We start from the raw sequence: 19,277 nt of genomic DNA, 5'->3' as shown, positions 1-19,277 counted from the left end.
ATTATTATATTAATTGTTTTAATGCAATTTCAAATGCGGTTTTGGACAATTCTTTCTTAGCTGAAGATTGTTTGTGGATGTTCACCATAGCATTGTAAATGATATTGGAAGCATCAGTAAAAATCGCATCATCACTCATCTCCACATTTCGCTGCATCAGATAAGCAAAAACCCTTGCCATTCCACAGTTGGAAATGAAATCAGGAATGACGGCAACATGGCTATCGGCATGCTCCATAATGCTTCCAAAAAAGATTTCTTTATCTGCAAAAGGAACGTTTGCACCACAAGCGATGACCTCCAGCCCTGCAGATATCATTTGATCTACTTCTGCTTGCTGAACCAATCGGGAAGCCGCCGCAGGAACAAATATTTCCGCACCAATGTTCCAGATCTCTTTACTTGCCTGTTCAAAAGGAATCAGATTTGGAGATACCAGGGTATTTCCTTCTCTTTTATTAAACAGATCAATGATCTCTTCCAGTGAGAACCCTTCCTTGTTGATCAGCCCGCCAACGCGGTCAATAATGCCAACAACCTTCACCCCATGCTGGGCAAGGTAATAACCCGCAGCTGCAGCAACGTTGCCCCAGCCCTGAATAATGACCTTTTTTCCGGCAATTTTACCACCCCAGATGTAATAAAAATGTCTGATGGACTCTGCCACACCATATCCGGTGATCATATCAGCAACCTTATATTTTCTTTTGATGTCAGGAGTGTAATTGAGATCTTCCAGGACCTTGGAAACCCCATAGCGCAATTGGCCAATCTGATGGATCCGTTCGTTCTCTCTGGCCTGATAATGCCCATTGATGACCCCTTCCTGAGGGTGCCATAGTCCGTAATTTTCAGTGATCGGGATCACTTCATGGATCTCGTCGATATTCAGATCTCCTCCGGTACCATAATAACTTTTCAACAAAGGCATCACCGCTTTATACCACCTGTCCAGAACTTCCTTTTTTCTCGGATCTGCAGGGTCGAAGTTGATTCCGGATTTAGCACCTCCTATCGGGGGGCCGGAAACAGTAAACTTCACTTCCATTGTTTTTGCAAGGGATTCCACTTCTCTTTTATCCAGGCCTTTACGCATACGGGTACCCCCGCCTGCTGCTCCGCCACGCAGAGAGTTGATCACCACCCAGCCTTCGGCTTCAGATTCTTTATCTTTCCACTCAAAAACAATTTCAGGTCTTTTCTCTTCGAATTTTTTTAACAGGTCTTTCATTGAATATATGGTTTTAGTTCTTACAGATTCAAAGGTACTCAAGCCTGACTACATTTAACATCGGCCATAACGACATTTTTTATCCCCTTAATCCAAAAAGACACCAAATATTTATCATAGAAAATACCAACAAAAAAACCTCCCCGATATGATCGGGAAGGCCATTATGCTTTTTCTAAAGAGATTAAACTCTTTTAGATTTGATACGAGCTGCTTTACCAGTTAATTCACGTAGGTAGAATAGTTTCGCTCTGCGAACTTTACCGTGGCTATTAACCTCTATTTTAGCGATATTAGGCGAATTGATAGGGAAGATACGTTCCACACCAACACCATTAGACATTTTACGAACAGTAAACGTTTCATTAGCACCTACACTATTACGTTGTAATACTACACCTTGGTAAATTTGAATACGTTCTTTATTACCTTCGCGAATTTTATAGTGAACACTCACTGTATCTCCTGATTTGAATGCAGGAAACTCATTTTTTGCGATTACCTGCTCTTCAACAAATTTTACTAAATCCATGATTTTAAGCTATTAAGCCGACTTTTTGTTGTTTAAAATCGGACTGCAATATTAGGAAAATTATTTTAGAAATAAAAGCGTTTTTTATTTTTTTCCACATTCTTTGACATTTCCACAATCAGATCCCCGGAAACGGCCTTTTCTGCCCAAAATTTATTTTGAACTTTGTATTTAAGGCCAGATCATTTCAAATCTTTTTTTCATCTTCTCCCTGACAGCGGGCCTCTTCCCTGATTAAAGTATCGAGCGTTTTCATTTCTATAGGGTAATTCGCCAGTTCTCCATCTTTTAACCCAAAGACACCCTCCAGCAACCTTACCGTCGCATATGGAATATCCGCCTTTCCGCTAACAGGCAGCTTGCGATAATTGTGAAAGGTGTTAAAAGCAATCTTGAGGTGTTTCGGGATCACCCTGCTGGCTGCTTTATAATTTTTAAGATTCAGTTTATTCATCTCTTCTTCAATCTTGTACTTCCTTGGTTCTTCCATAATTTTAACTGGTTTTGCAATTTTCGTTGACAAATAATCTTTTGTTGACAAATAATATATAATATTTCTTACAAAATAATATTCACAATACAATTATATGTATAAGCATCGATTATACATAATAATTTTCCAATTAACACAATTTACGCACTTCTGAGAACATTATTGAACAATAGAAATAAACCCCGGTCAGCGGCCCTCCATCTGCTCAGTCTTCGATGAAACCTCGGATTCGAACAAATCTCTGAGTCTTTTTACCGATATCGTCTGATTAAACAACTCTCCCGGCCTCATGTCAAAAAGCTGCTCAAACATCACGACTTTTTCATAAGGAATATCTTGCGTGCTATTCCATAAAATATTCCGATAATTATGAAAAGTATTTAGGGAAACGCCTAAAATTTTGGGAATAATTTGTACAGCCAACCGGTACTCTTTAATGTTGAGCCGATTCAAATAATCATTGATTTTGTACTTCTTAGAGCTTTCAGTCATAACTTTTTATGAAAAATATTATTAAATGTGTATGTTTATCAAAATCATGACAAATAATGCACAATTTTTTATGACTAATATACTGATTATTTTATCGAATATATAAAATACACCTAATTTTTTATGGATATATACGCCGTTGTTAAAGCAATCCTTAAGGAAAAGAAAAGGCCATTCACCTGGCTTGTTCGTCAAATGGACATGACTTCAGATGGATTGAAACTCGCCCTTAAAAATGAATCTATCAAATACAGAGACATTAACAGGGTAGCTGGATTTTTAGAAGTATCTCCCTACACCTTCTTTGATGCCGGGGACAAGCCCTACAAAACAGAGGAGAGTTCAAATCTGACCGCAGAATCAAAAAATGAATACAGCAGTTTAAAGAACAGCCTGAAAAACTGCAAAGAAATGTCTGCCGCACTGAAAGAGCAGATAAAAGATAAGGAAGTTATTATTGCTTTGCTGAAGAAGGGCTAATCTTCCAGCAAATCGGGCCTGCGCTGCTGTGTCCTCAGCAAGGCCTGCTCATGTCGCCATTCGTTTATTTTCAACTCATGCCCACTCAACAGCACATCAGGAACTTTATGTCCGTTCCAGTCAGCCGGACGGGTATACACAGGAGCATCCAGCAACTCTCCCTGAAAGCTGTCAGACAACGCTGATGTTTCATCGTTCAAAACTCCCGGAATCAACCGCACAATCGCATCTACAAGAACAGCCGCAGGAAGCTCTCCACCAGACAAAACGTAATCTCCGATGGAAATCTCTCTGGTCACAAACAAATCCCTTATACGCTGGTCTATCCCCTTGTAGTGTCCACACAAAATGATCACATTCCCTTTCCCCGACAATTCATTGGCAATGGTCTGGTTAAAAGTGACCCCATCAGGGCTCATGAAAATGACTTCGTCATATTCACGCTCGCCTTTTAACTGTTCAATACACCTGGCAAAAGGAGGAATAGACATCACCATCCCACTTCCCCCGCCATAGGGATAATCATCAACGCTTTTTTGTTTATTTGTCGAGTAATCCCTCAGGTTGTGCACAACGATTTCTGCAATTCCTTTTTTTTGCGCACGCTGCAATATAGAATGGGCAAATGGACTTTCCAGTAAATCAGGTAGAACAGATATGATGTCAAAACGCATGTGGCAAAGATAATTTAATTTTCGAGGTAAAGATCGATCAAACCATCAGGAAGATGAACTCTCAGAATGCTTTCTTCCTCATCAATCTCCACAATCATGTCGTCATTCAGCGGAAACATGATTTCCTTTTCACGGTAAGATACCGTTGCTACGAATTGCTGAGGGTATTCATTCACTTCCAGGATCTCTCCAAGCTCCCCGTGAACTTCATCAGAAACAAGGTAGCCCTTAAGGTCCTCATAATGAAATTCATCATTGGAACGGTCCGGCATCTTTGTCAATGGCAAATAGATTTTTTTTCTGAGTAAGGGCTGAGCCTTATCTATATGATCTACATCATCAAAATAGAAGTTTCCGGTGTTATTGGTATGTAGTTTATAAGTAGAAACGAAATAAGGAACCATTTTCCCATTAAAATCAGCAAAAACGACATCCAGTTCCAGCAATTCAGGCTCATCGTATTCAAAAAATAACTGAACCTCTCCTTTTAATCCTTTTGTCTTGGTGATATAACCAATATAAAATGCCTCTTCAATCTTCATAATTGTATTCCTTAATATCTCACACGTATAAAAGCAATTTGTTATTAAATGAAAATAGCGAAGAATACATTCCCAGGAAAGATTCTTCGCTATTATTCAGAATAACAAAAATATTATGCTTGCTCTTCTTTGTTCTCTTCAGCTGCAGGAGCTTCTTCAGTTGCAGGAGCTGCTTCAGCTACCGGAGTTTCCTCTGTTGCTTCTTCCGCTACTACTTCTTCTTCAACAACTTCTTCTGCTACAGGAGCATTTTTGATTGCTAAAGCTGCTGCACGGTCTGCATTTTTCTTAGCTTCAGCAGCTAATGCAGCCTTTCTAACTTCGTCTTTAGACTTAGTTAAATTGTCTTTTTTACCTTCGATCTGACCATCTTTAGCACTTAACCACTCTGCAAATTTAGCATCTGCCTGTTCTGCTGTTAAAGCACCTTTTTTAACACCACCTTCTAAGTGTTTTTTGTATAAAACACCTTTGTAAGAAAGGATAGCACGACAAGTATCCGTAGGCTCAGCACCTTTGTTAACCCAGTCTAATGTTTTTTCGAAATTGATTTCGATGGTTGCAGGATTGGTGTTTGGGTTATATGAACCTAAACGCTCAATGAATTTACCATCTCTTGGTGAACGGGAATCCGCTACCACTACGTGGAAAAAAGGTTTTCCTTTTTTACCGAATCTTTGCAATCTGATTTTAGTTGCCATTTCTTTTTATAGTTTATGTATTCAACATAGTTCCCGGAGCTTCATGCTTGCGGGGTTGCAAAAGTAAGTAAAATACTAATGATTAGCAAGATGCAATAATTTTAAATTCAGTTAACATAAGTCCAGGCCGAATTAAAGATATTTGGCTAAAACCGATACCATTATGAGAATAGCAATAGACATGGATGAAGTATTAGCTGATCCTTTAAGCAAATTTATCAAACTATACCACCGGGACTACGGAGTCCCATTAGACCTTATTCCTGAACCTGGAAACGAAATTTATCATCATGTCCCTGAGCATGCCAATCACAAATGGTTCGATTATATCAATGAAAAGGGCTTTTTCCGCGACCTTCCCCTCATTCCCGGAAGTGTGGAAGCCGTACAGAAATTACAACAGCACCACGAGGTATATATTGTTTCTGCAGCAACCGAATTCCGCAACTCTCTCGAAGATAAAATGGACTGGCTGGCAGAACACTTCCCTTTTATCACCTGGCAGAACATTATGTTTTGCGGCAATAAGATCGTAGATGTGGATGTCATGATAGACGACAGGGCAAAGAACTTCATCGGCTTTAAAGGCCGTAAATTACTATTCAGTTCCCCGCACAACTTATTACTAACCGATTACGAACGCGTAGACAACTGGCAACAGGTCCTTGACAAATTAGTAGGTCCCGAAGCAAATTAGTGCCCGGAACTGTAACATTTACGGGTAAAGAGCATCAAATCTTAAAATAAAACGACATGCTAATTACAACAACAAACTCTATAGAAGGCAAAAAAGTAGTCAAATACATTGGCCTTGTAAGCGGCGAAACCATAATTGGCGCCAATATTTTTAAAGATCTTTTTGCTGGTATCAGAGATATCGTTGGGGGTAGATCCGGTTCTTACGAAGAGGTATTAAGAGAAGGAAAAAATACAGCAATCAACGAGATGCAGCAATATGCAGCAGCAATGGGCGCAAATGCGATCATTGGAGTAGACCTGGACTACGAAACCGTAGGGAGCGGCGGCAGCATGCTTATGGTTGCAGCAACAGGAACTGCGGTCATCATTGAATAAAAGCCGTTATCATTAAATAAAAAAGAAAGGGACCTGATTTGCAGGTCCCTTTCTTTTTAGGTTTATAAGGAAAGTATTTCCACCAGCTTCAACCAGGCCGGGGTAATCTCTTTCGCATCAATATGTTTAATTGCATGGTCAAAAGGAGTGAAAAGTATTTCACGGTTTTTCTGTCCAACCATTACCCCCGACTGACCGGCAATAATGCCTTCAACCGCGGTAACACCTAAACGGCTGGCCAGCACGCGGTCCATACAACTCGGTTTTCCTCCACGTTGTATATGTCCTAATACAGATACCCGGATGTCATAATGCGGAAATTTCTCTTTCAGCACCTCTCCTACATTAAATGCGCCTCCGATTTCATCTCCTTCTGCTACAATGATAATTTTTGAAGCCTTATCCTTACGTCCGGTCTCCAGTCTGGTAACCAGGCCTTCAACCCCCATATTCGCTTCAGGGATCATAATCGCTTCTGCACCAACGCCAATTCCGCTTCTTAAAGCAATCAGCCCGGAATCACGTCCCATTACTTCTACAATAAACAAGCGGTCATGAGATTCCGCAGTATCGCGGATCTTATCAACTGCATTAATTACCGTATTGATGGCCGTATCATATCCAATGGTGAAGTCTGTTCCCTCCAGGTCATTGTCAATCGTTCCTGGTAAACCAACCACCGGGAAGTTAAATTCAGTAGTCAATAAATGAGCTCCGGTAAAAGTACCATCGCCACCAATTACAATCAGGGCATCAATTCCCTGTTTCAGCAGCTGACGGTGTGCTTCTTCACGTCCTTCTTTGGTACGGAAGGCATCACTTCTGGCTGTTTTTAAAATGGTACCACCACGCTGGATGATATTGGCCACAGATTTCCGGTCCATTTCAATGAAATCACCATGAATCAAGCCTTCATATCCTCTCAATATGCCGGTAACTTTCAAATCATAATAGATTGCCGCTCTAACCACTGCCCTAATGGCAGCATTCATCCCCGGGGCATCACCACCGGAAGTTAATACTCCTATATTTTTAATCTTATTCATTTGGTTTTCCAGCATTTTTAAATTTATCTAAACCACTCTGTAAATATGCAGCATATTCCTTTGCATCAAAAATAGCACCTTGTGGTTTCACAAGCGGATTCAGGTCATACCCTGCCAATACATAAAACGGTTGAGAATTTGATACATATTTTGTGGCCTGAAAATCACCATTCCATCTCCCAAGGTCGTCTGTGGTTGTCCGCAGTACTTCAGAATAATGAACTTTCTCTTTCGGCATTTTTATATTCCGTTCATCCACATAAAGCTGGATCAACACATATTCTTCTTTGATCAGTCTTCCTACTTCTTTATCAATCCAGACCTTATCTTCCATTTTGCGGCAATTGACGCAGGCATGTCCTGTAAAATCGATCAGTACAGGCTTACCTACACTTTTAGCATAGGCCAAACCTTCATCAAGGTCGAAGAAAGAATTGAATCCCACTGGTGGTTTCAGGGTTTCACTATATTTTACTGTGGCAGGAAATCCGGAAGGACTGGCAGAAGCAGAAGCGCCGTTTCCATTTAAAATAAAATCCTGGGTATTCATTGGCGGAGCAATTCCGCTAAGGATATTTACTGGTGCACCCCACAATCCCGGGATGAGATAAACGGCAAATGACAAGGAACAAATGGCAAAAAACAGCCTTGGAACAGAGACATAAGGAACATCACTATCATGAGAGAACTTGATCTTACCGAGAATATAAATCCCCATCAGGATAAAAATAATGATCCATAACGACAGGAAGATCTCCCGGTCAAACCACTCCCAATGCCATACCAGGTCTGCTGCGGAAAGAAATTTTAAAGCCAGTGCAAGCTCCAGGAAGCCCAGACAAACCTTTACACTATTTAGCCATCCGCCAGATTTAGGCATTGCACTTAAAAATCCGGGAAATATTGCTGACAAGGTAAAAGGAAGGGCCAGTGCCAACGCAAATCCGAACATCCCGATTGCCGGGGCAAGGATTTCGCCTTTAGAACTCGCCTGAACCAGTAATGTTCCAATGATTGGTCCCGTACAGGAGAAGGAAACTAAAGCCAGGGAAGCAGCCATAAAAAATATTCCGCCCAGTCCTTTACTATCATCCGCTTTCTGATCGATCTTATTCACCAATGAGCTTGGTAAAGTGATTTCAAAAGCACCAAAGAATGAAATGGCGAAAACAACCAGTAAAATGAAAAAGAAGAAATTAAACCAGCCACTGGAGCTGAGCTCATTTAACTTGGCAGAACCAAAAAGAAGGGTGATCAACAGACCTAAAGCCACATAGATCACGATAATGGAAACCCCATAGATCAATGCCTGTCCAATTCCTTTTTGCCTGCTACCCGCTCTTTTCGTGAAATAGCTTACAGTTAAAGGCACCATAGGAAAGATACATGGCATCAAAAAGGCAATAAATCCCCCTAAAATACCGGCAATGAATGTTTCCCAAAGCGTTTTATCTTTTTCAGAGGTGGCAGATGAGGTGGTCGAAACTGCTGCCGCCTGCTGTTTTTCTGCGGCCTGATCAACTACAGTTTCTTTTTTTGTCGTGTCCTTTACAATATTGTTTGCCGCACTGTCCTGAGCTGAACCTACTTCTGTAAAAACGAGTTCTTCCTCAGTTGCTGCCGAATCCGGTTTTTGTACCAAGGCAAAGCTGTTTGAGAAAAAAGTTGCCATGAAAAGCATCAAAAATCCCAACATTAAAAGTCCTTTTTTCATTCGTGTCATGTTATTTTCTAATGTGCTCATTATAAATTGATGATGATCCACGATCTCCATCGCTTTTATGATAAGGGCGTGAAATTAGGTATTATTTTTTATTTAAAGCTGTCAATATGGGCCTTAACCCTATATTTTTACGCTGGGCCGATAACTCTTCTAAATTATTCCCCACAAAAAAAGAGCGGCAGGGATTTCCCGTCGCTCTTTTTAAGGCTAAATGCCTGTGTGCTACTTTACAGGAATGTTAAAACTAACCTCATCAGGAGGCAAACATTGTTTATCATTACATACCATAAACTCCACTGTTCCTTTCACAGTAGCCGTGGCATTATTCAGTTTCACTTTTTGCTGAAAAACCACCTGATTACCGAAATAACTCACATTCATTTTAAAGTTTTCATCAAAATAAGTCGTTGCCTTCGGTTCTGTTGTTTTTCCTACCGGACTATAATCCTTAGAGGAAGCAAAAGAAAAAACAGTTTTACTTGGACCTCCGGGCTTCAGGTTCTGAGAATAGATGTGCCATCCTTCTTCCATATTTGCTTTCAGGTAAACCACTGCTTCTGTTTTACTTATTTTCTTTGCCGCATAAGACCAGGTTACCGGTTTCTGAATCTGAGCAGTCGCTCCGATTACCGTAAATAGTACAAATGCCAATATCAGACTGATTTTTTTCATGGTGTATAGTTTAAAAATTCTACTTCTTTAAAATTATAATGCTTCAATTCTCCATTTGTCAGGATTCCAAGTAAGCCGGATTCTGTAACTTCAATGATCCTACCTTCAATAACCTCGCCATTTTGGCGGTAAGCTGCAGGTTCATTAAATTTATACAACCCGCTGACATAGTCATCCATCAGTTGCTGGTAACTTCCAGCCTTCAATTGGAGGTATTGCTTTTCAATATGACTGCAAATTTCTGCTAATAGCTCAATTAAATTAACATCCTGTTGTAAAATTTCCTTCAGGGAAGTCGCGCTTTTAAGCTTGGACGGATCAAAACGATCCTGGTTAACATTGATGCCAATCCCGACAATACCCGCTTTATAGGTCGATCCGGACAGGATATTTTCAATGAGCACCCCACCCATCTTTTGATCTCCAAAGTAAATGTCATTGGGCCATTTAATCCTGATTCCTTCCTTTACAAAAGATTGTAAAGCATTCCGAATACCAATGCTTACGGCCATGTTAAGCAGGAATTGCTTCCCTACCGGCAAAAATGAAGGCTTTAGAAAAAGACTGAAAGTGAGGTTCAATCCTGGCTCAGCATGCCAGACATTGTCCTGCTGACCCCTGCCTGCAAATTGTTTATCTGCCATAATAACAGTTCCTTCTGTTAATGGCTCGGAATTTGACACCAACACTTTTAAAAAGTTATTGGTAGAATCAACCTCTAATAATTTGATAAGATTTTGACCAACAAATAATGTTGAAAAAGTGTTATTTTGCAAGTGTTGATTGTATATTTGTTTATCAAAACTAAAACATTTTAATGGTAAAAAAGAAAATTGTAAACCTTTCTACATACCTCTCAGAGATAGCCGTTCATGGCATACAGGAAAAAAAAGGGAATGATATTGTGCGTTTAGACCTAAGGGAACTTAACAGTTCTGTTTCTGATTTCTTTATCATCTGCAACGCAGATTCGACCACACAGGTAAAGGCTATTGCCGATAGCGTAGAAGATGAAATCTATAAAAGCACCCAAACCAATCCATGGAGAAAAGAAGGCCTCGATAGTGCAGAATGGATCATCCTGGATTATTTCGATATTGTAGTTCACATATTTAAAACTGAAAAGCGAGACTTTTATGGAATTGAAGACTTATGGGGTGATGCCCAGTCTACAAGCTATCAAAGCGCCTAATCATTTACACAAAACATTTTTGACTCAAGATGAAAGAGAACCCAAATACAAAACCTAAATTAATTAAGAGAATCCCGAATATCCCGAAGAAGCCTCAAAAAGGCTCTAAATTCAATATCTTCTGGGTTTATGCGGCTATTATTTTAGGTCTGATCTTACTGCAATTCTTATTTAGCGCCGATACAACTAAAGACGTTACTTACCGTACTTTCGAAACTCAGATGCTTTTACCTGGTGACGTTGAAAAACTGGTTGCCTATAAACATGAAGATCTGGTAAAAGTGGAGGTCTACATTAAGAAAGACAGGCTCAACACAGAGAAGTACAAAAAATACATCAGTAAAAACAATTTTGGCACTGCTAACGGACCTGCCGTATATTTCACTTCGGGTTCCATGGATGCCTTAGATACTCAATTAAGGGAATCACAGAAAAACCTGCCTCCGGATCAGCAGATCCTTGCAGAAAAAGAAACCAGACAAAGTACATTTAACTCCTGGTTCTTTACCGTAATTATTCCGGTACTCTTATTTATCGGATTCTGGATCTTCATTATGCGCCGCATGGGTGGTGGCGCTGGTGGTGGTGGCGGACAGATCTTCAATATCGGAAAATCTAAAGCAACCCTTTTTGATAAAGAAAGCCAGGTAAACGTTACCTTCAATGATGTTGCCGGACTGGAAGAAGCAAAACAAGAGGTAATGGAAATTGTCGATTTCCTTAAAAACCCTAAAAAATACACCAACCTGGGAGGAAAAATTCCTAAAGGAGCACTATTGGTGGGTTCCCCGGGTACAGGTAAAACCTTGTTGGCCAAAGCCGTTGCTGGTGAAGCTCAGGTTCCTTTCTTCTCTTTATCGGGTTCAGACTTTGTAGAGATGTTTGTTGGGGTAGGTGCATCACGTGTACGTGATTTATTCAAACAAGCGAAAGATAAAGCCCCATGTATCATCTTTATTGATGAGGTTGATGCCATTGGCCGTGCCAGAGGTAAAAACAGCATGATGGGTGGAAACGATGAACGCGAAAACACACTGAACCAGTTATTGGTAGAGATGGATGGATTTGGTACTGATTCAGGAATTATCATTCTTGCGGCAACCAACCGTCCGGATGTATTAGACTCGGCTTTACTAAGACCAGGCCGTTTTGACAGACAGATCTCTATTGACAAACCGGATTTAGTAGGTCGTGAGCAGATCTTTAAAGTGCATTTGAAACCCATCAAGACAGACGAAGTGGTGGATGCCAAGAAACTATCCGCACAAACTCCGGGTTTTGCTGGTGCTGAGATTGCCAATGTGTGTAACGAAGCAGCCTTAATTGCGGCCAGACGTAACAAAGAATCTGTAGACATGCAGGATTTCCAGGACGCAATTGACCGCGTAATTGGTGGATTAGAAAAGAAAAATAAGATCATCTCTCCTGAAGAGAAACGAATAGTAGCTTATCACGAAGCCGGCCATGCGATTGCAGGATGGTTCCTTGAACATGCAGATCCTTTGGTAAAAGTATCAATTGTACCTCGTGGTGTTGCTGCATTGGGATATGCACAGTACCTTCCGAAAGAACAGTTCCTGTATACTACAGAGCAGTTAACAGATGGCATGTGTATGACCATGGGCGGAAGAGTTGCTGAAGACATCGTGTTTGGTAAGATTTCAACCGGTGCACAGAACGATCTGGAACGCATCACGAAGTTGTCTTACGCCATGGTGACCATTTATGGAATGAACAGTACCATCGGTAACGTCTCTTTCCATGATCCTCAGAATGAATACAACTTCAATAAGCCTTACTCAGAAAAAACATCAGAACTGATTGACATCGAAGTTCGTAAACTGGTAGAAGAAGTCTACATCAGAACGAAACAACTCTTAACAGATAAAAGAGATGGCTTAGAGAAATTAGCTCAGAAGCTATTGGAAAAAGAGATCTTATTCCAGGCTGATCTGGAAGAGATTTTAGGCAAACGTCCTTTTGATAACCGTACCACTTACGACGAGTTTGTAAATGGAACAGGTGATCAGAAACCTGCTGCCGAAGGGTTATTACACAATGGTATTGGCGAAGCAACCGACATTGCTGCCCCTACCAGCCCTGCTCAAACAGAATCTTAAACCCATTTTTGATTGGCCGGTTATTCTTTAGGAATAACCGGCCAATCCTTTTTTTTATGCAAGAAAACAGATCTTCTAAGGAACTAATGCTAAAAAAGATAAGGAAAGCCCTTTTAGAAAAGCGCGACAATCCTTATCCCAATCTGGAAGATACCCCACTCTATCCCAAGAACGATGAACTGCTCGAAATCCTGTTTGCTGAAGAGCTGACAAACGTTTCAGGGAATTTCATTTATTGCGAAAATGGAATGGATTTCATTGAAAACATCCTGCAGCTCGCCGATAAATTCAACTGGAGAAAAATCTATTGCTGGGAACCTGAATTGCAACAACTCTTATCTGAGTACGAATTCCCTTTTTACCAGACCGACAAAGACTTTGAACTAGCAGAGGTAGGAATAACACTATGCGAAGCTTTAATTGCACGTAATGGCTCTGTAATGGTCTCTAATGAAAATGCAGCCGGAAGAAGGTTAAGCATCTTTCCTCACCACCATATTGTCATTGCAAGAACCGGACAGCTCGTCCTGGATCTAAAGGATGCTTTTAAGCTCATCAAAAACAAATATGCAGATCAGCTCCCTTCCATGATCAGTACAATCACAGGACCCAGCCGAACCGCTGATATTGAAAAAACACTGGTGCTTGGTGCACACGGACCTAAGGAATTATTTGTATTTTTAATCGACGATTTTTCTTAATCGTTTTATTTTTCAATTAATTAATCCTAATTTTATACTGTACACCAAATCAGTATACGGTTCAAAATGGGCGAAAAAAGAAACTTACATTCAGTTATTATAGGTACTGGCAGTTATATTCCAGAAAATATCATCTCAGGTGACGCCTTTTTGAATTCTACATTTTATGATAACGGAGTAATCCTTGACAAGGATATTCATGAGATCGTGAATAAATTTACCGAGATCACCGAAATCAAGGAAAGAAGATACATCGATGATCATTTAACCAATAGTGACATTGCAGCAATCGCTGCGCAACGTGCCATTGATCATGCACAAATAGATAAGGAAAGTATTGATCATATCATCTTTTGCCACAATTTTGGTGATGTGAAGCTAGGGAGCAACAGGATGGATATTTTGCCTTCACTTGCCGCTAAGATCAAGCAGATGCTTCAGATTGAAAACCCGGACTGTGTGGCATACGATCTGATTTTTGGTTGTCCTGGCTGGGTACAGGGAGCCATTCAGGCCAATTATCTTTTGCAGAGCGGAGACGCCTCGAGGGTAATGGTGATCGGAGCGGAAACCCTTTCGAGGATTACAGATCCGCACGACAGAGATACCATGATTTTTTCTGATGGAGCCGCAGCCGTCATATTTGAAGCCCAGAGCTCAGCAGAAGACTTGGGAATCATTGCCCATAAAACGCAAACTTATGCCGTTAATTTCGGGTCTTTACTCACCATGGGGAGAAGTAACAATCCTGCAGAAACGAATGGCAATGCCTATTTAAAGATGAATGGCCGCAAGCTGTATGAATTTGCAGTGACCAATGTCCCTCAAGTGGTAAAAAAAGCAATTGATAAAGCAGAAATAGACATCAAAGACATCAAAATTGTCTTTATTCATCAGGCAAACGGCAAGATGGACCATGCCATTATGAAGCGCCTTTTCAAACTCTATAATATAGATTCAGTTCCGGACAACCTGGTTCCGATGTCCATCTGCTGGCTTGGGAACAGTTCTGTAGCCACGGTTCCAACTTTACTTGACCTGGTTTGGAAAGGAAATGTAAATGGTTATCAGATCAATAAAGGAGATTATGCGGTATTTGCTTCTGTAGGAGCAGGAATGCACATCAATGCTTTTGTCTATCGGTTTTAGTCTGAAAAAATTATCTGTGAACGATTAAAATTATAGTGTTTTTTCATTAAATTTGATTAACCCATAAGTCAAACCAATGAAATTATGAAAAAATTAATCGTTCTTTTTGGCGCAATAGCACTGCTGAGCTCTTGCTCCAGATATTATGTAAGTACCCTGGAAAGCTCCAATACGAAAAAAAAGGAAGCCACGGGAGAGTTTCTGTTTGAAAATGATACGCTCAGCATTACTTATAATTTTCATGGAGTTAATGCCCCTATCAGCATTGAATTTTACAACAAACTTAATGAACCGCTCTATGTGAACTGGCAAAAATCTGCCTTGATAGAAGGAGACAGGGCAACCAGTTATTTAGGAAAACAGATCCCATTTAAGGCTAATTTATCCGGAAGTTCTGTAAATGTATTTCCTCAGGGCAATCTGGAAACATCGAGTTATGATGCTACGATTTACGGAACGGCCACCTTGCCCGAAGAAATCAGCTTTATCCCTCCAAGATCCCGTATCACCAAAATTCCGCTAAAACTGGCACAAATCAATTATAAATCAATTGCTGACACCTTATACCAAAAGACTTATATTGACCTTAACAACCGGGAGGGAATCTGGGCAAAACAAGCCTCCTTTAATTTACAAAACAGTCCTTTGAACTTTAAGAGCTACCTCAGCTTTTATACCCTGAAAGGGAACGAACAACAGAATTTTTCCTTAGGCCAGGATTTCTATATCTCCAATCTGGTTAAAATGGGTGTCAACCCAAAACATATGTATATAATGGAAGGCAATCCTGGTAATATTTTCTATTATTCAGAAAGCACGGGTTATGGAAAAACAATGGGTGGCGTTGGTATTGCGGCACTTATTGTCGGCGCTGCAGCCCTGGATTCAAGTACAAATAAGAAGGATAAAAAAACCAATTAAGCTATTTTATACGATTTAACCCTGCTTTTGCCTGAGTTTCAATACTGCTTTCATATTCATGATTTTTCATTTGAATCGCTGTGTTGAAACTCAGTCTTGCTTTTGCATAATTCTTCTGCTTCTCATAGATCTTTCCCATTTGCAGGGCAGAGTTGGCTGCGAAATAATACTTAAGCTGTTTCCCCGAATTAATCGCCTGCTGGTAATTGGCCAATGCAGCTTCTTCTTTGCCCAGTTCATCATTTAGCCTGCCCAGTCGGTAATGATACTCTGCACGATCTCTTCCTGCCGCATAATCTTCTTCTTTCTTATCTGACAGCACCTCAAGACCTTTGCTATAATATCCGCCATCAAAGAATAGTCTTGCTTTTAACAGTGTCACATCAGGAGTGGGAGAGTTCGCCTCATTCAAAGCCTGCTTATCTTTTTCCTGATAAGTATACCCGCCGCTCTTCACTTTGGCTATAAACGCAGAATAAGCGCCCGTGTCGCCTTTTAACAATGCAGACCAAGCCAAGTGCAGGTTCGCGTCTTTAATGTAATTTACGCCCTTATTATGTTGTAAAAACCGGTTAAAGTAAGTGGTAGCGGAGTAATCCAGTTTATTGAGCATTGCTGTCCCCAATAAAAGGTCCAGATAGGGGAAGGATTCATAATAATTTCCCGATGGCCTGTTTAATAAAATCTGTATGGCTTCCGCATTATGCCCCGTTTTGGCACAGACCGAAGCCTGCAAATATGCTTTCAGCAAGCTGCTATCTGCAATACGTGCCGTATATTTCATGGTTTTCGGATAGGCATTGGGGCTGTGTGCAATGTCATTTAACACAAACACATAGTAAAAGATGACTTCTTCATAAAATGGCTCATAAGTTGATTTAGGAAGATTTTCTGCCAGGTTATCCAGCATATTCATCCCTGTTTGCAGGTTGCCGCGGATTCCAAACGTAGCCAGCGTGCTTTTCAGCATTCCATCCGGCAAGTTACCCAGAAAGGCATTGATCACCCCGAGCCCTTTAGCGTTCAAATGAAAACCCGGAAACTTTTTAGTATTGTCCTGTAACAGGCCATTTGCCTTTTTTATCTCTCTTGCTGCGGTAAAATATTCTCCATAACGCCCTCTGATTAACGCCCATTGCAAATTGATTTCTGCCTGGGCATACAAATAGTAAGGGGATGTTTTATCATCTCCTTCGATCTGATCCAGTCTTTTTGATTTATTATCTTTTAGTTTATCAAAATCAGCCTTACTTTCCGTGGTGAGCAAATGAAAATAATCAATATAATTCTCCAGTAAAGGAATAATCGCATTATTGGGATTTGTTTTCTTTTCATTTGCAATCAGCGCCTTCGCTGTAGTTAGTTTCAGCTCGAAAATATTCTGATAAGCCCTCAGGCAGTTGGCATTGAAATCAAAATTGGCAAAAAGAGAAAAAGGACAGATCAGGAAGAGCGCAAGCAGTATATATTTAGAGAAAGAAAGGTTTCTTTTAGGCATATGGGATCAAATCGGTCTGTTAAAAGATTAAAAAAACATAACGCAAGTTACTTAACTATGTTTTAAAAAGATGGAAAAAATCAAGGCATAAAAAAGGCCGGAATTTTCATCCAGCCTTCTTTCTATGCGATCGTCTATTGTTATGCAGGAACAACTTCCAGTGTAAGTGCCTCATCAACAAGGATTCTTCCACAGTGCTCACAAACAATGATTTTTTTACGTTGACGAATATCAAGCTGACGTTGAGGTGGGATCTGGTTAAAACATCCAGAACATGAATCACGGTCAATCGTTACTACAGCCAATCCGTTATTTGCATTTCCTCTTAATCTGTTGTAAGCTGTTAAAAGCCTTTCTTCGATTTGAGTTTCTGCTTTTTCAGATTTTTTAGCCAATGCCTGCTCTTCTTTTTCCGTTTCAGAAGTAATGGTCTGCAACTCTCCTTTTTTGATATCAAGATCTTTTCTTCTTGACTCTAAATCAGCTAGTGCTTTCTCATAAACCTCATTTTTGGTTGCAATATCAAAACCAAACTCTCTGATTTTCTTCTCGCAAACCTGGATCTCAAGCGTTTGTATTTCTACCTCTTTAGTTAAGGCATCGTACTCACGGTTGTTTTTAACATCTTTTAACTGGGTCTCATATTTTTTGATCAAGTTTTGAGCTTCTTTGATCATATTTTTACGTGTTACAATGGCATCTTCAGTATCATCCAATTCGCCTTTGAATTTTTGTATACGTGTTTCCAGGCCAGCAACTTCGTCCTCTAAATCTGCCACTTCCATTGGTAATTCACCGCGGATTTGACGTATTTTATCGATCTTAGTATGCAGGGTTTGTAATTCGTATAAAGCTTTTAGCTTTTGCTCTACAGTTTGTTCCATTAAATGAAATAATTTATGGGGTTTGTGTTATGCTCCGTTAAACGGATTGCAAAGTTAGGAAATTTTTCTTGAATAATATCTATCAACAAATCAGATGTAAATTGTTCACTTTCAAAGTGTCCGATATCTGCAATGACTAATTTTTCATCTGCATCAAAAAACTCATGGTATTTAAAATCAGCAGTCACAAATGCATCCGCTCCGGCAGCAATCGCTTCTTTTAGCAAAAAGCTTCCTGATCCCCCGCAAACCGCGACCTTCCGGATCCTTTTTGGCAACAATCGGGTATGCCGAATCACTACAGCATCCATCTTGTCTTTCAGCAAGTTAAGAAATGCGCGCCCTTCCAGGCCTTCTTCCAGCCAGCCAATCATTCCTGCACCAACTGTATCCAGCTTATTTTCCAGGGGATAAATATCGTAAGCCACTTCCTCGTAAGGATGATTTTCTAATAAAGCCAGTAAAATTTTCCTTTCATCCTGTACCGTAAATACGGTTTCAATCCTGATTTCCTGCTCATGGTGACGAAGGCCCTGTTCTCCTACATAAGGGTCGGTATCTTCATTTCCATTAAAAGTCCCGGTTCCGTTGGCATTAAAGCTACATTCACTATAATTTCCAATATGCCCTGCTCCCGCAGCAAATAAAGCATTTCTTAGTTCTTCCGCATGGGTAACGGGACAAAAAGTCACCAGTTTCTTCAACAGAGATCGTTTCGGGCTAAGGATTTTGGCGTTTTTCAGGCCAAGTCTTTTCGCAATCACTCCATTTACCCCATGCTTAACATGGTCCAGATTGGTATGAATCGCATATAATGCGATGTTGTTTTTAATGGCTTTAAGAACTACCCTTTCTACATAAGTCTTTCCGGTAATTTTTTTAAGTCCCTTAAATACAATGGGGTGATGGGTAATGATCAGATTGCAGTTCTGTTCAATGGCTTCATCCACAATGGCCTCAGTGCAGTCTAATGCCACCAGTGCAGCATGGATTTCCATTTCAGGCTGACCGATCAGTAAACCTGAATTGTCATAATCTTCCTGATAGTTCAGCGGAGCAAACTCTTCCAGATGTTTTATTAAAATGGATAACCTCATAAGGGGTAAATTTACAATTTGAAATCCCTATTCACAAAAAAGCCGGTACAATTCC

The 19,277-nt window shown here is 40.3% G+C and carries 22 protein-coding genes; 8 read left to right on the top strand and 14 right to left on the bottom strand.

Features of this window, described 5'->3' with window-relative positions:
* Positions 1 to 4 precede the first annotated feature (4 nt).
* The 4 genes from BUC20_RS30020 to BUC20_RS30005 form a co-directional block, all read right to left on the bottom strand.
* The gene (locus BUC20_RS30020) at positions 5 to 1,231 is read right to left on the bottom strand and encodes a Glu/Leu/Phe/Val dehydrogenase dimerization domain-containing protein (protein ID WP_073237347.1); all 1,227 of its coding nucleotides are present in this window, start codon (positions 1,229 to 1,231) and stop codon (positions 5 to 7) included.
* Between the two features lie 184 nt (positions 1,232 to 1,415).
* Positions 1,416 to 1,763: a 50S ribosomal protein L19 gene (gene rplS / locus BUC20_RS30015; RefSeq protein WP_008241658.1), complete on the bottom strand. Its 348-nt coding sequence runs from the start codon at positions 1,761 to 1,763 to the stop codon at positions 1,416 to 1,418.
* 187 nt (positions 1,764 to 1,950) lie between these two features.
* Entirely contained in the window at positions 1,951 to 2,253 is a 303-nt protein-coding gene (locus BUC20_RS30010) for a hypothetical protein (RefSeq protein ID WP_084529428.1), read from the bottom strand.
* 189 nt (positions 2,254 to 2,442) lie between these two features.
* Entirely contained in the window at positions 2,443 to 2,748 is a 306-nt protein-coding gene (locus BUC20_RS30005; RefSeq protein ID WP_073237344.1) for a hypothetical protein, read from the bottom strand.
* 123 nt (positions 2,749 to 2,871) lie between these two features.
* On the opposite strand from BUC20_RS30005, the gene BUC20_RS30000 reads away from it, so the two are divergent.
* Positions 2,872 to 3,228: a hypothetical protein gene (locus BUC20_RS30000; protein ID WP_073237341.1), complete on the top strand. Its 357-nt coding sequence runs from the start codon at positions 2,872 to 2,874 to the stop codon at positions 3,226 to 3,228.
* On the opposite strand, the gene trmD is transcribed toward BUC20_RS30000, so the two are convergent.
* The 3 genes from trmD to BUC20_RS29985 form a co-directional block, all read right to left on the bottom strand.
* Positions 3,225 to 3,902 (bottom strand): tRNA (guanosine(37)-N1)-methyltransferase TrmD, encoded by a 678-nt coding sequence (gene trmD, locus BUC20_RS29995; protein ID WP_073237338.1) that lies wholly within the window; start codon positions 3,900 to 3,902, stop codon positions 3,225 to 3,227. The two genes, BUC20_RS30000 and trmD, sit on opposite strands and share 4 nt — an antisense overlap.
* 14 nt (positions 3,903 to 3,916) lie before the next feature.
* Positions 3,917 to 4,444: a ribosome maturation factor RimM gene (gene rimM, locus BUC20_RS29990; protein WP_073237335.1), complete on the bottom strand. Its 528-nt coding sequence runs from the start codon at positions 4,442 to 4,444 to the stop codon at positions 3,917 to 3,919.
* Positions 4,445 to 4,557: 113 nt separating this feature from the next.
* The gene (locus BUC20_RS29985) at positions 4,558 to 5,145 is read right to left on the bottom strand and encodes a 30S ribosomal protein S16 (RefSeq protein WP_073237333.1); all 588 of its coding nucleotides are present in this window, start codon (positions 5,143 to 5,145) and stop codon (positions 4,558 to 4,560) included.
* Positions 5,146 to 5,308: 163 nt separating this feature from the next.
* Between BUC20_RS29985 and BUC20_RS29980 the strand changes: the two genes are divergently transcribed.
* A complete protein-coding gene (locus tag BUC20_RS29980; protein WP_073237330.1) occupies positions 5,309 to 5,842 on the top strand; it encodes a 5' nucleotidase, NT5C type in 534 nt (177 codons plus the stop codon).
* A gap of 56 nt (positions 5,843 to 5,898) precedes the next feature.
* Positions 5,899 to 6,219 (top strand): YbjQ family protein, encoded by a 321-nt coding sequence (locus BUC20_RS29975; RefSeq protein ID WP_073237328.1) that lies wholly within the window; start codon positions 5,899 to 5,901, stop codon positions 6,217 to 6,219.
* 62 nt (positions 6,220 to 6,281) lie between these two features.
* Here BUC20_RS29975 and pfkA read toward each other — a convergent pair whose 3' ends face one another.
* The 4 genes from pfkA to BUC20_RS29955 all read right to left on the bottom strand — a co-directional run bounded on the left by pfkA (position 6,282) and on the right by BUC20_RS29955 (position 10,436).
* A complete protein-coding gene (gene pfkA, locus BUC20_RS29970) occupies positions 6,282 to 7,265 on the bottom strand; it encodes a 6-phosphofructokinase (protein ID WP_073237651.1) in 984 nt (327 codons plus the stop codon).
* Positions 7,258 to 8,979: a protein-disulfide reductase DsbD family protein gene (locus BUC20_RS29965; RefSeq protein WP_073237325.1), complete on the bottom strand. Its 1,722-nt coding sequence runs from the start codon at positions 8,977 to 8,979 to the stop codon at positions 7,258 to 7,260. The genes pfkA and BUC20_RS29965 overlap by 8 nt, the downstream gene beginning before the upstream one ends.
* Before the next feature lie 231 nt (positions 8,980 to 9,210).
* Complete coding sequence (locus BUC20_RS29960; protein ID WP_073237322.1) at positions 9,211 to 9,660, bottom strand: protein-disulfide reductase DsbD N-terminal domain-containing protein; 450 nt, start codon at positions 9,658 to 9,660, stop codon at positions 9,211 to 9,213.
* Positions 9,657 to 10,436, bottom strand: coding sequence for a biotin--[acetyl-CoA-carboxylase] ligase (locus BUC20_RS29955; protein ID WP_073237320.1), 780 nt, complete (start codon positions 10,434 to 10,436; stop codon positions 9,657 to 9,659). Before BUC20_RS29955 ends, BUC20_RS29960 begins: the two co-directional genes overlap by 4 nt.
* A gap of 41 nt (positions 10,437 to 10,477) precedes the next feature.
* On the opposite strand from BUC20_RS29955, the gene rsfS reads away from it, so the two are divergent.
* From rsfS to BUC20_RS29930, 5 genes are all read left to right on the top strand, one after another.
* On the top strand, positions 10,478 to 10,852 hold the full coding sequence (rsfS, locus tag BUC20_RS29950; RefSeq protein ID WP_073237317.1) for a ribosome silencing factor: 375 nt from the start codon (positions 10,478 to 10,480) through the stop codon (positions 10,850 to 10,852).
* A gap of 29 nt (positions 10,853 to 10,881) precedes the next feature.
* Positions 10,882 to 12,972, top strand: coding sequence for an ATP-dependent zinc metalloprotease FtsH (gene ftsH, locus BUC20_RS29945; RefSeq protein WP_073237314.1), 2,091 nt, complete (start codon positions 10,882 to 10,884; stop codon positions 12,970 to 12,972).
* 56 nt (positions 12,973 to 13,028) lie between these two features.
* Positions 13,029 to 13,673, top strand: a complete 645-nt coding sequence (locus tag BUC20_RS29940; RefSeq protein WP_073237312.1) for a LutC/YkgG family protein — start codon at positions 13,029 to 13,031, stop codon at positions 13,671 to 13,673.
* A 66-nt stretch (positions 13,674 to 13,739) separates the two neighbouring features.
* Complete coding sequence (locus BUC20_RS29935) at positions 13,740 to 14,822, top strand: 3-oxoacyl-ACP synthase III family protein (protein WP_073237309.1); 1,083 nt, start codon at positions 13,740 to 13,742, stop codon at positions 14,820 to 14,822.
* A gap of 84 nt (positions 14,823 to 14,906) precedes the next feature.
* The gene (locus BUC20_RS29930) at positions 14,907 to 15,743 is read left to right on the top strand and encodes a lipoprotein (RefSeq protein ID WP_073237306.1); all 837 of its coding nucleotides are present in this window, start codon (positions 14,907 to 14,909) and stop codon (positions 15,741 to 15,743) included.
* Between the two features lies 1 nt (position 15,744).
* On the opposite strand, the gene BUC20_RS29925 is transcribed toward BUC20_RS29930, so the two are convergent.
* From BUC20_RS29925 to BUC20_RS29915, 3 genes are all read right to left on the bottom strand, one after another.
* Positions 15,745 to 17,241: a tetratricopeptide repeat protein gene (locus BUC20_RS29925; RefSeq protein ID WP_073237304.1), complete on the bottom strand. Its 1,497-nt coding sequence runs from the start codon at positions 17,239 to 17,241 to the stop codon at positions 15,745 to 15,747.
* A gap of 140 nt (positions 17,242 to 17,381) precedes the next feature.
* Positions 17,382 to 18,125: a zinc ribbon domain-containing protein gene (locus BUC20_RS29920; RefSeq protein WP_073237301.1), complete on the bottom strand. Its 744-nt coding sequence runs from the start codon at positions 18,123 to 18,125 to the stop codon at positions 17,382 to 17,384.
* Positions 18,125 to 19,222 (bottom strand): Nif3-like dinuclear metal center hexameric protein, encoded by a 1,098-nt coding sequence (locus BUC20_RS29915; RefSeq protein ID WP_073237298.1) that lies wholly within the window; start codon positions 19,220 to 19,222, stop codon positions 18,125 to 18,127. The genes BUC20_RS29920 and BUC20_RS29915 overlap by 1 nt, the downstream gene beginning before the upstream one ends.
* Positions 19,223 to 19,277 lie beyond the last annotated feature (55 nt).

Origin of the sequence: Pedobacter caeni (assembly GCF_900129215.1) — a bacterium.
Lineage (GTDB): Bacteria > Bacteroidota > Bacteroidia > Sphingobacteriales > Sphingobacteriaceae > Pedobacter > Pedobacter caeni.
This window is presented reverse-complemented; position numbering and strand designations above follow the sequence as displayed.

What these genes read in the sequence shown, in the direction of transcription:
- BUC20_RS29980 (WP_073237330.1), top strand. Translation starts at nt 5,309, where the DNA reads ATGAGAATAGCAATAGACATGGATGAAGTATTAGCTGATCCTTTAAGC.
- BUC20_RS29960 (WP_073237322.1), bottom strand. Translation starts at nt 9,660, where the DNA reads ATGAAAAAAATCAGTCTGATATTGGCATTTGTACTATTTACGGTAATC.
- pfkA (WP_073237651.1), bottom strand. Translation starts at nt 7,265, where the DNA reads ATGAATAAGATTAAAAATATAGGAGTATTAACTTCCGGTGGTGATGCC.
- BUC20_RS29965 (WP_073237325.1), bottom strand. Translation starts at nt 8,979, where the DNA reads ATGAAAAAAGGACTTTTAATGTTGGGATTTTTGATGCTTTTCATGGCA.
- ftsH (WP_073237314.1), top strand. Translation starts at nt 10,882, where the DNA reads ATGAAAGAGAACCCAAATACAAAACCTAAATTAATTAAGAGAATCCCG.
- BUC20_RS30010 (WP_084529428.1), bottom strand. Translation starts at nt 2,253, where the DNA reads ATGGAAGAACCAAGGAAGTACAAGATTGAAGAAGAGATGAATAAACTG.
- BUC20_RS30000 (WP_073237341.1), top strand. Translation starts at nt 2,872, where the DNA reads ATGGATATATACGCCGTTGTTAAAGCAATCCTTAAGGAAAAGAAAAGG.
- BUC20_RS29925 (WP_073237304.1), bottom strand. Translation starts at nt 17,241, where the DNA reads ATGCCTAAAAGAAACCTTTCTTTCTCTAAATATATACTGCTTGCGCTC.
- BUC20_RS29975 (WP_073237328.1), top strand. Translation starts at nt 5,899, where the DNA reads ATGCTAATTACAACAACAAACTCTATAGAAGGCAAAAAAGTAGTCAAA.
- rplS (WP_008241658.1), bottom strand. Translation starts at nt 1,763, where the DNA reads ATGGATTTAGTAAAATTTGTTGAAGAGCAGGTAATCGCAAAAAATGAG.
- BUC20_RS29940 (WP_073237312.1), top strand. Translation starts at nt 13,029, where the DNA reads ATGCAAGAAAACAGATCTTCTAAGGAACTAATGCTAAAAAAGATAAGG.
- BUC20_RS29935 (WP_073237309.1), top strand. Translation starts at nt 13,740, where the DNA reads ATGGGCGAAAAAAGAAACTTACATTCAGTTATTATAGGTACTGGCAGT.
- BUC20_RS29915 (WP_073237298.1), bottom strand. Translation starts at nt 19,222, where the DNA reads ATGAGGTTATCCATTTTAATAAAACATCTGGAAGAGTTTGCTCCGCTG.
- trmD (WP_073237338.1), bottom strand. Translation starts at nt 3,902, where the DNA reads ATGCGTTTTGACATCATATCTGTTCTACCTGATTTACTGGAAAGTCCA.
- BUC20_RS29985 (WP_073237333.1), bottom strand. Translation starts at nt 5,145, where the DNA reads ATGGCAACTAAAATCAGATTGCAAAGATTCGGTAAAAAAGGAAAACCT.
- BUC20_RS29920 (WP_073237301.1), bottom strand. Translation starts at nt 18,125, where the DNA reads ATGGAACAAACTGTAGAGCAAAAGCTAAAAGCTTTATACGAATTACAA.
- BUC20_RS30005 (WP_073237344.1), bottom strand. Translation starts at nt 2,748, where the DNA reads ATGACTGAAAGCTCTAAGAAGTACAAAATCAATGATTATTTGAATCGG.
- BUC20_RS30020 (WP_073237347.1), bottom strand. Translation starts at nt 1,231, where the DNA reads ATGAAAGACCTGTTAAAAAAATTCGAAGAGAAAAGACCTGAAATTGTT.
- BUC20_RS29930 (WP_073237306.1), top strand. Translation starts at nt 14,907, where the DNA reads ATGAAAAAATTAATCGTTCTTTTTGGCGCAATAGCACTGCTGAGCTCT.
- rimM (WP_073237335.1), bottom strand. Translation starts at nt 4,444, where the DNA reads ATGAAGATTGAAGAGGCATTTTATATTGGTTATATCACCAAGACAAAA.
- rsfS (WP_073237317.1), top strand. Translation starts at nt 10,478, where the DNA reads ATGGTAAAAAAGAAAATTGTAAACCTTTCTACATACCTCTCAGAGATA.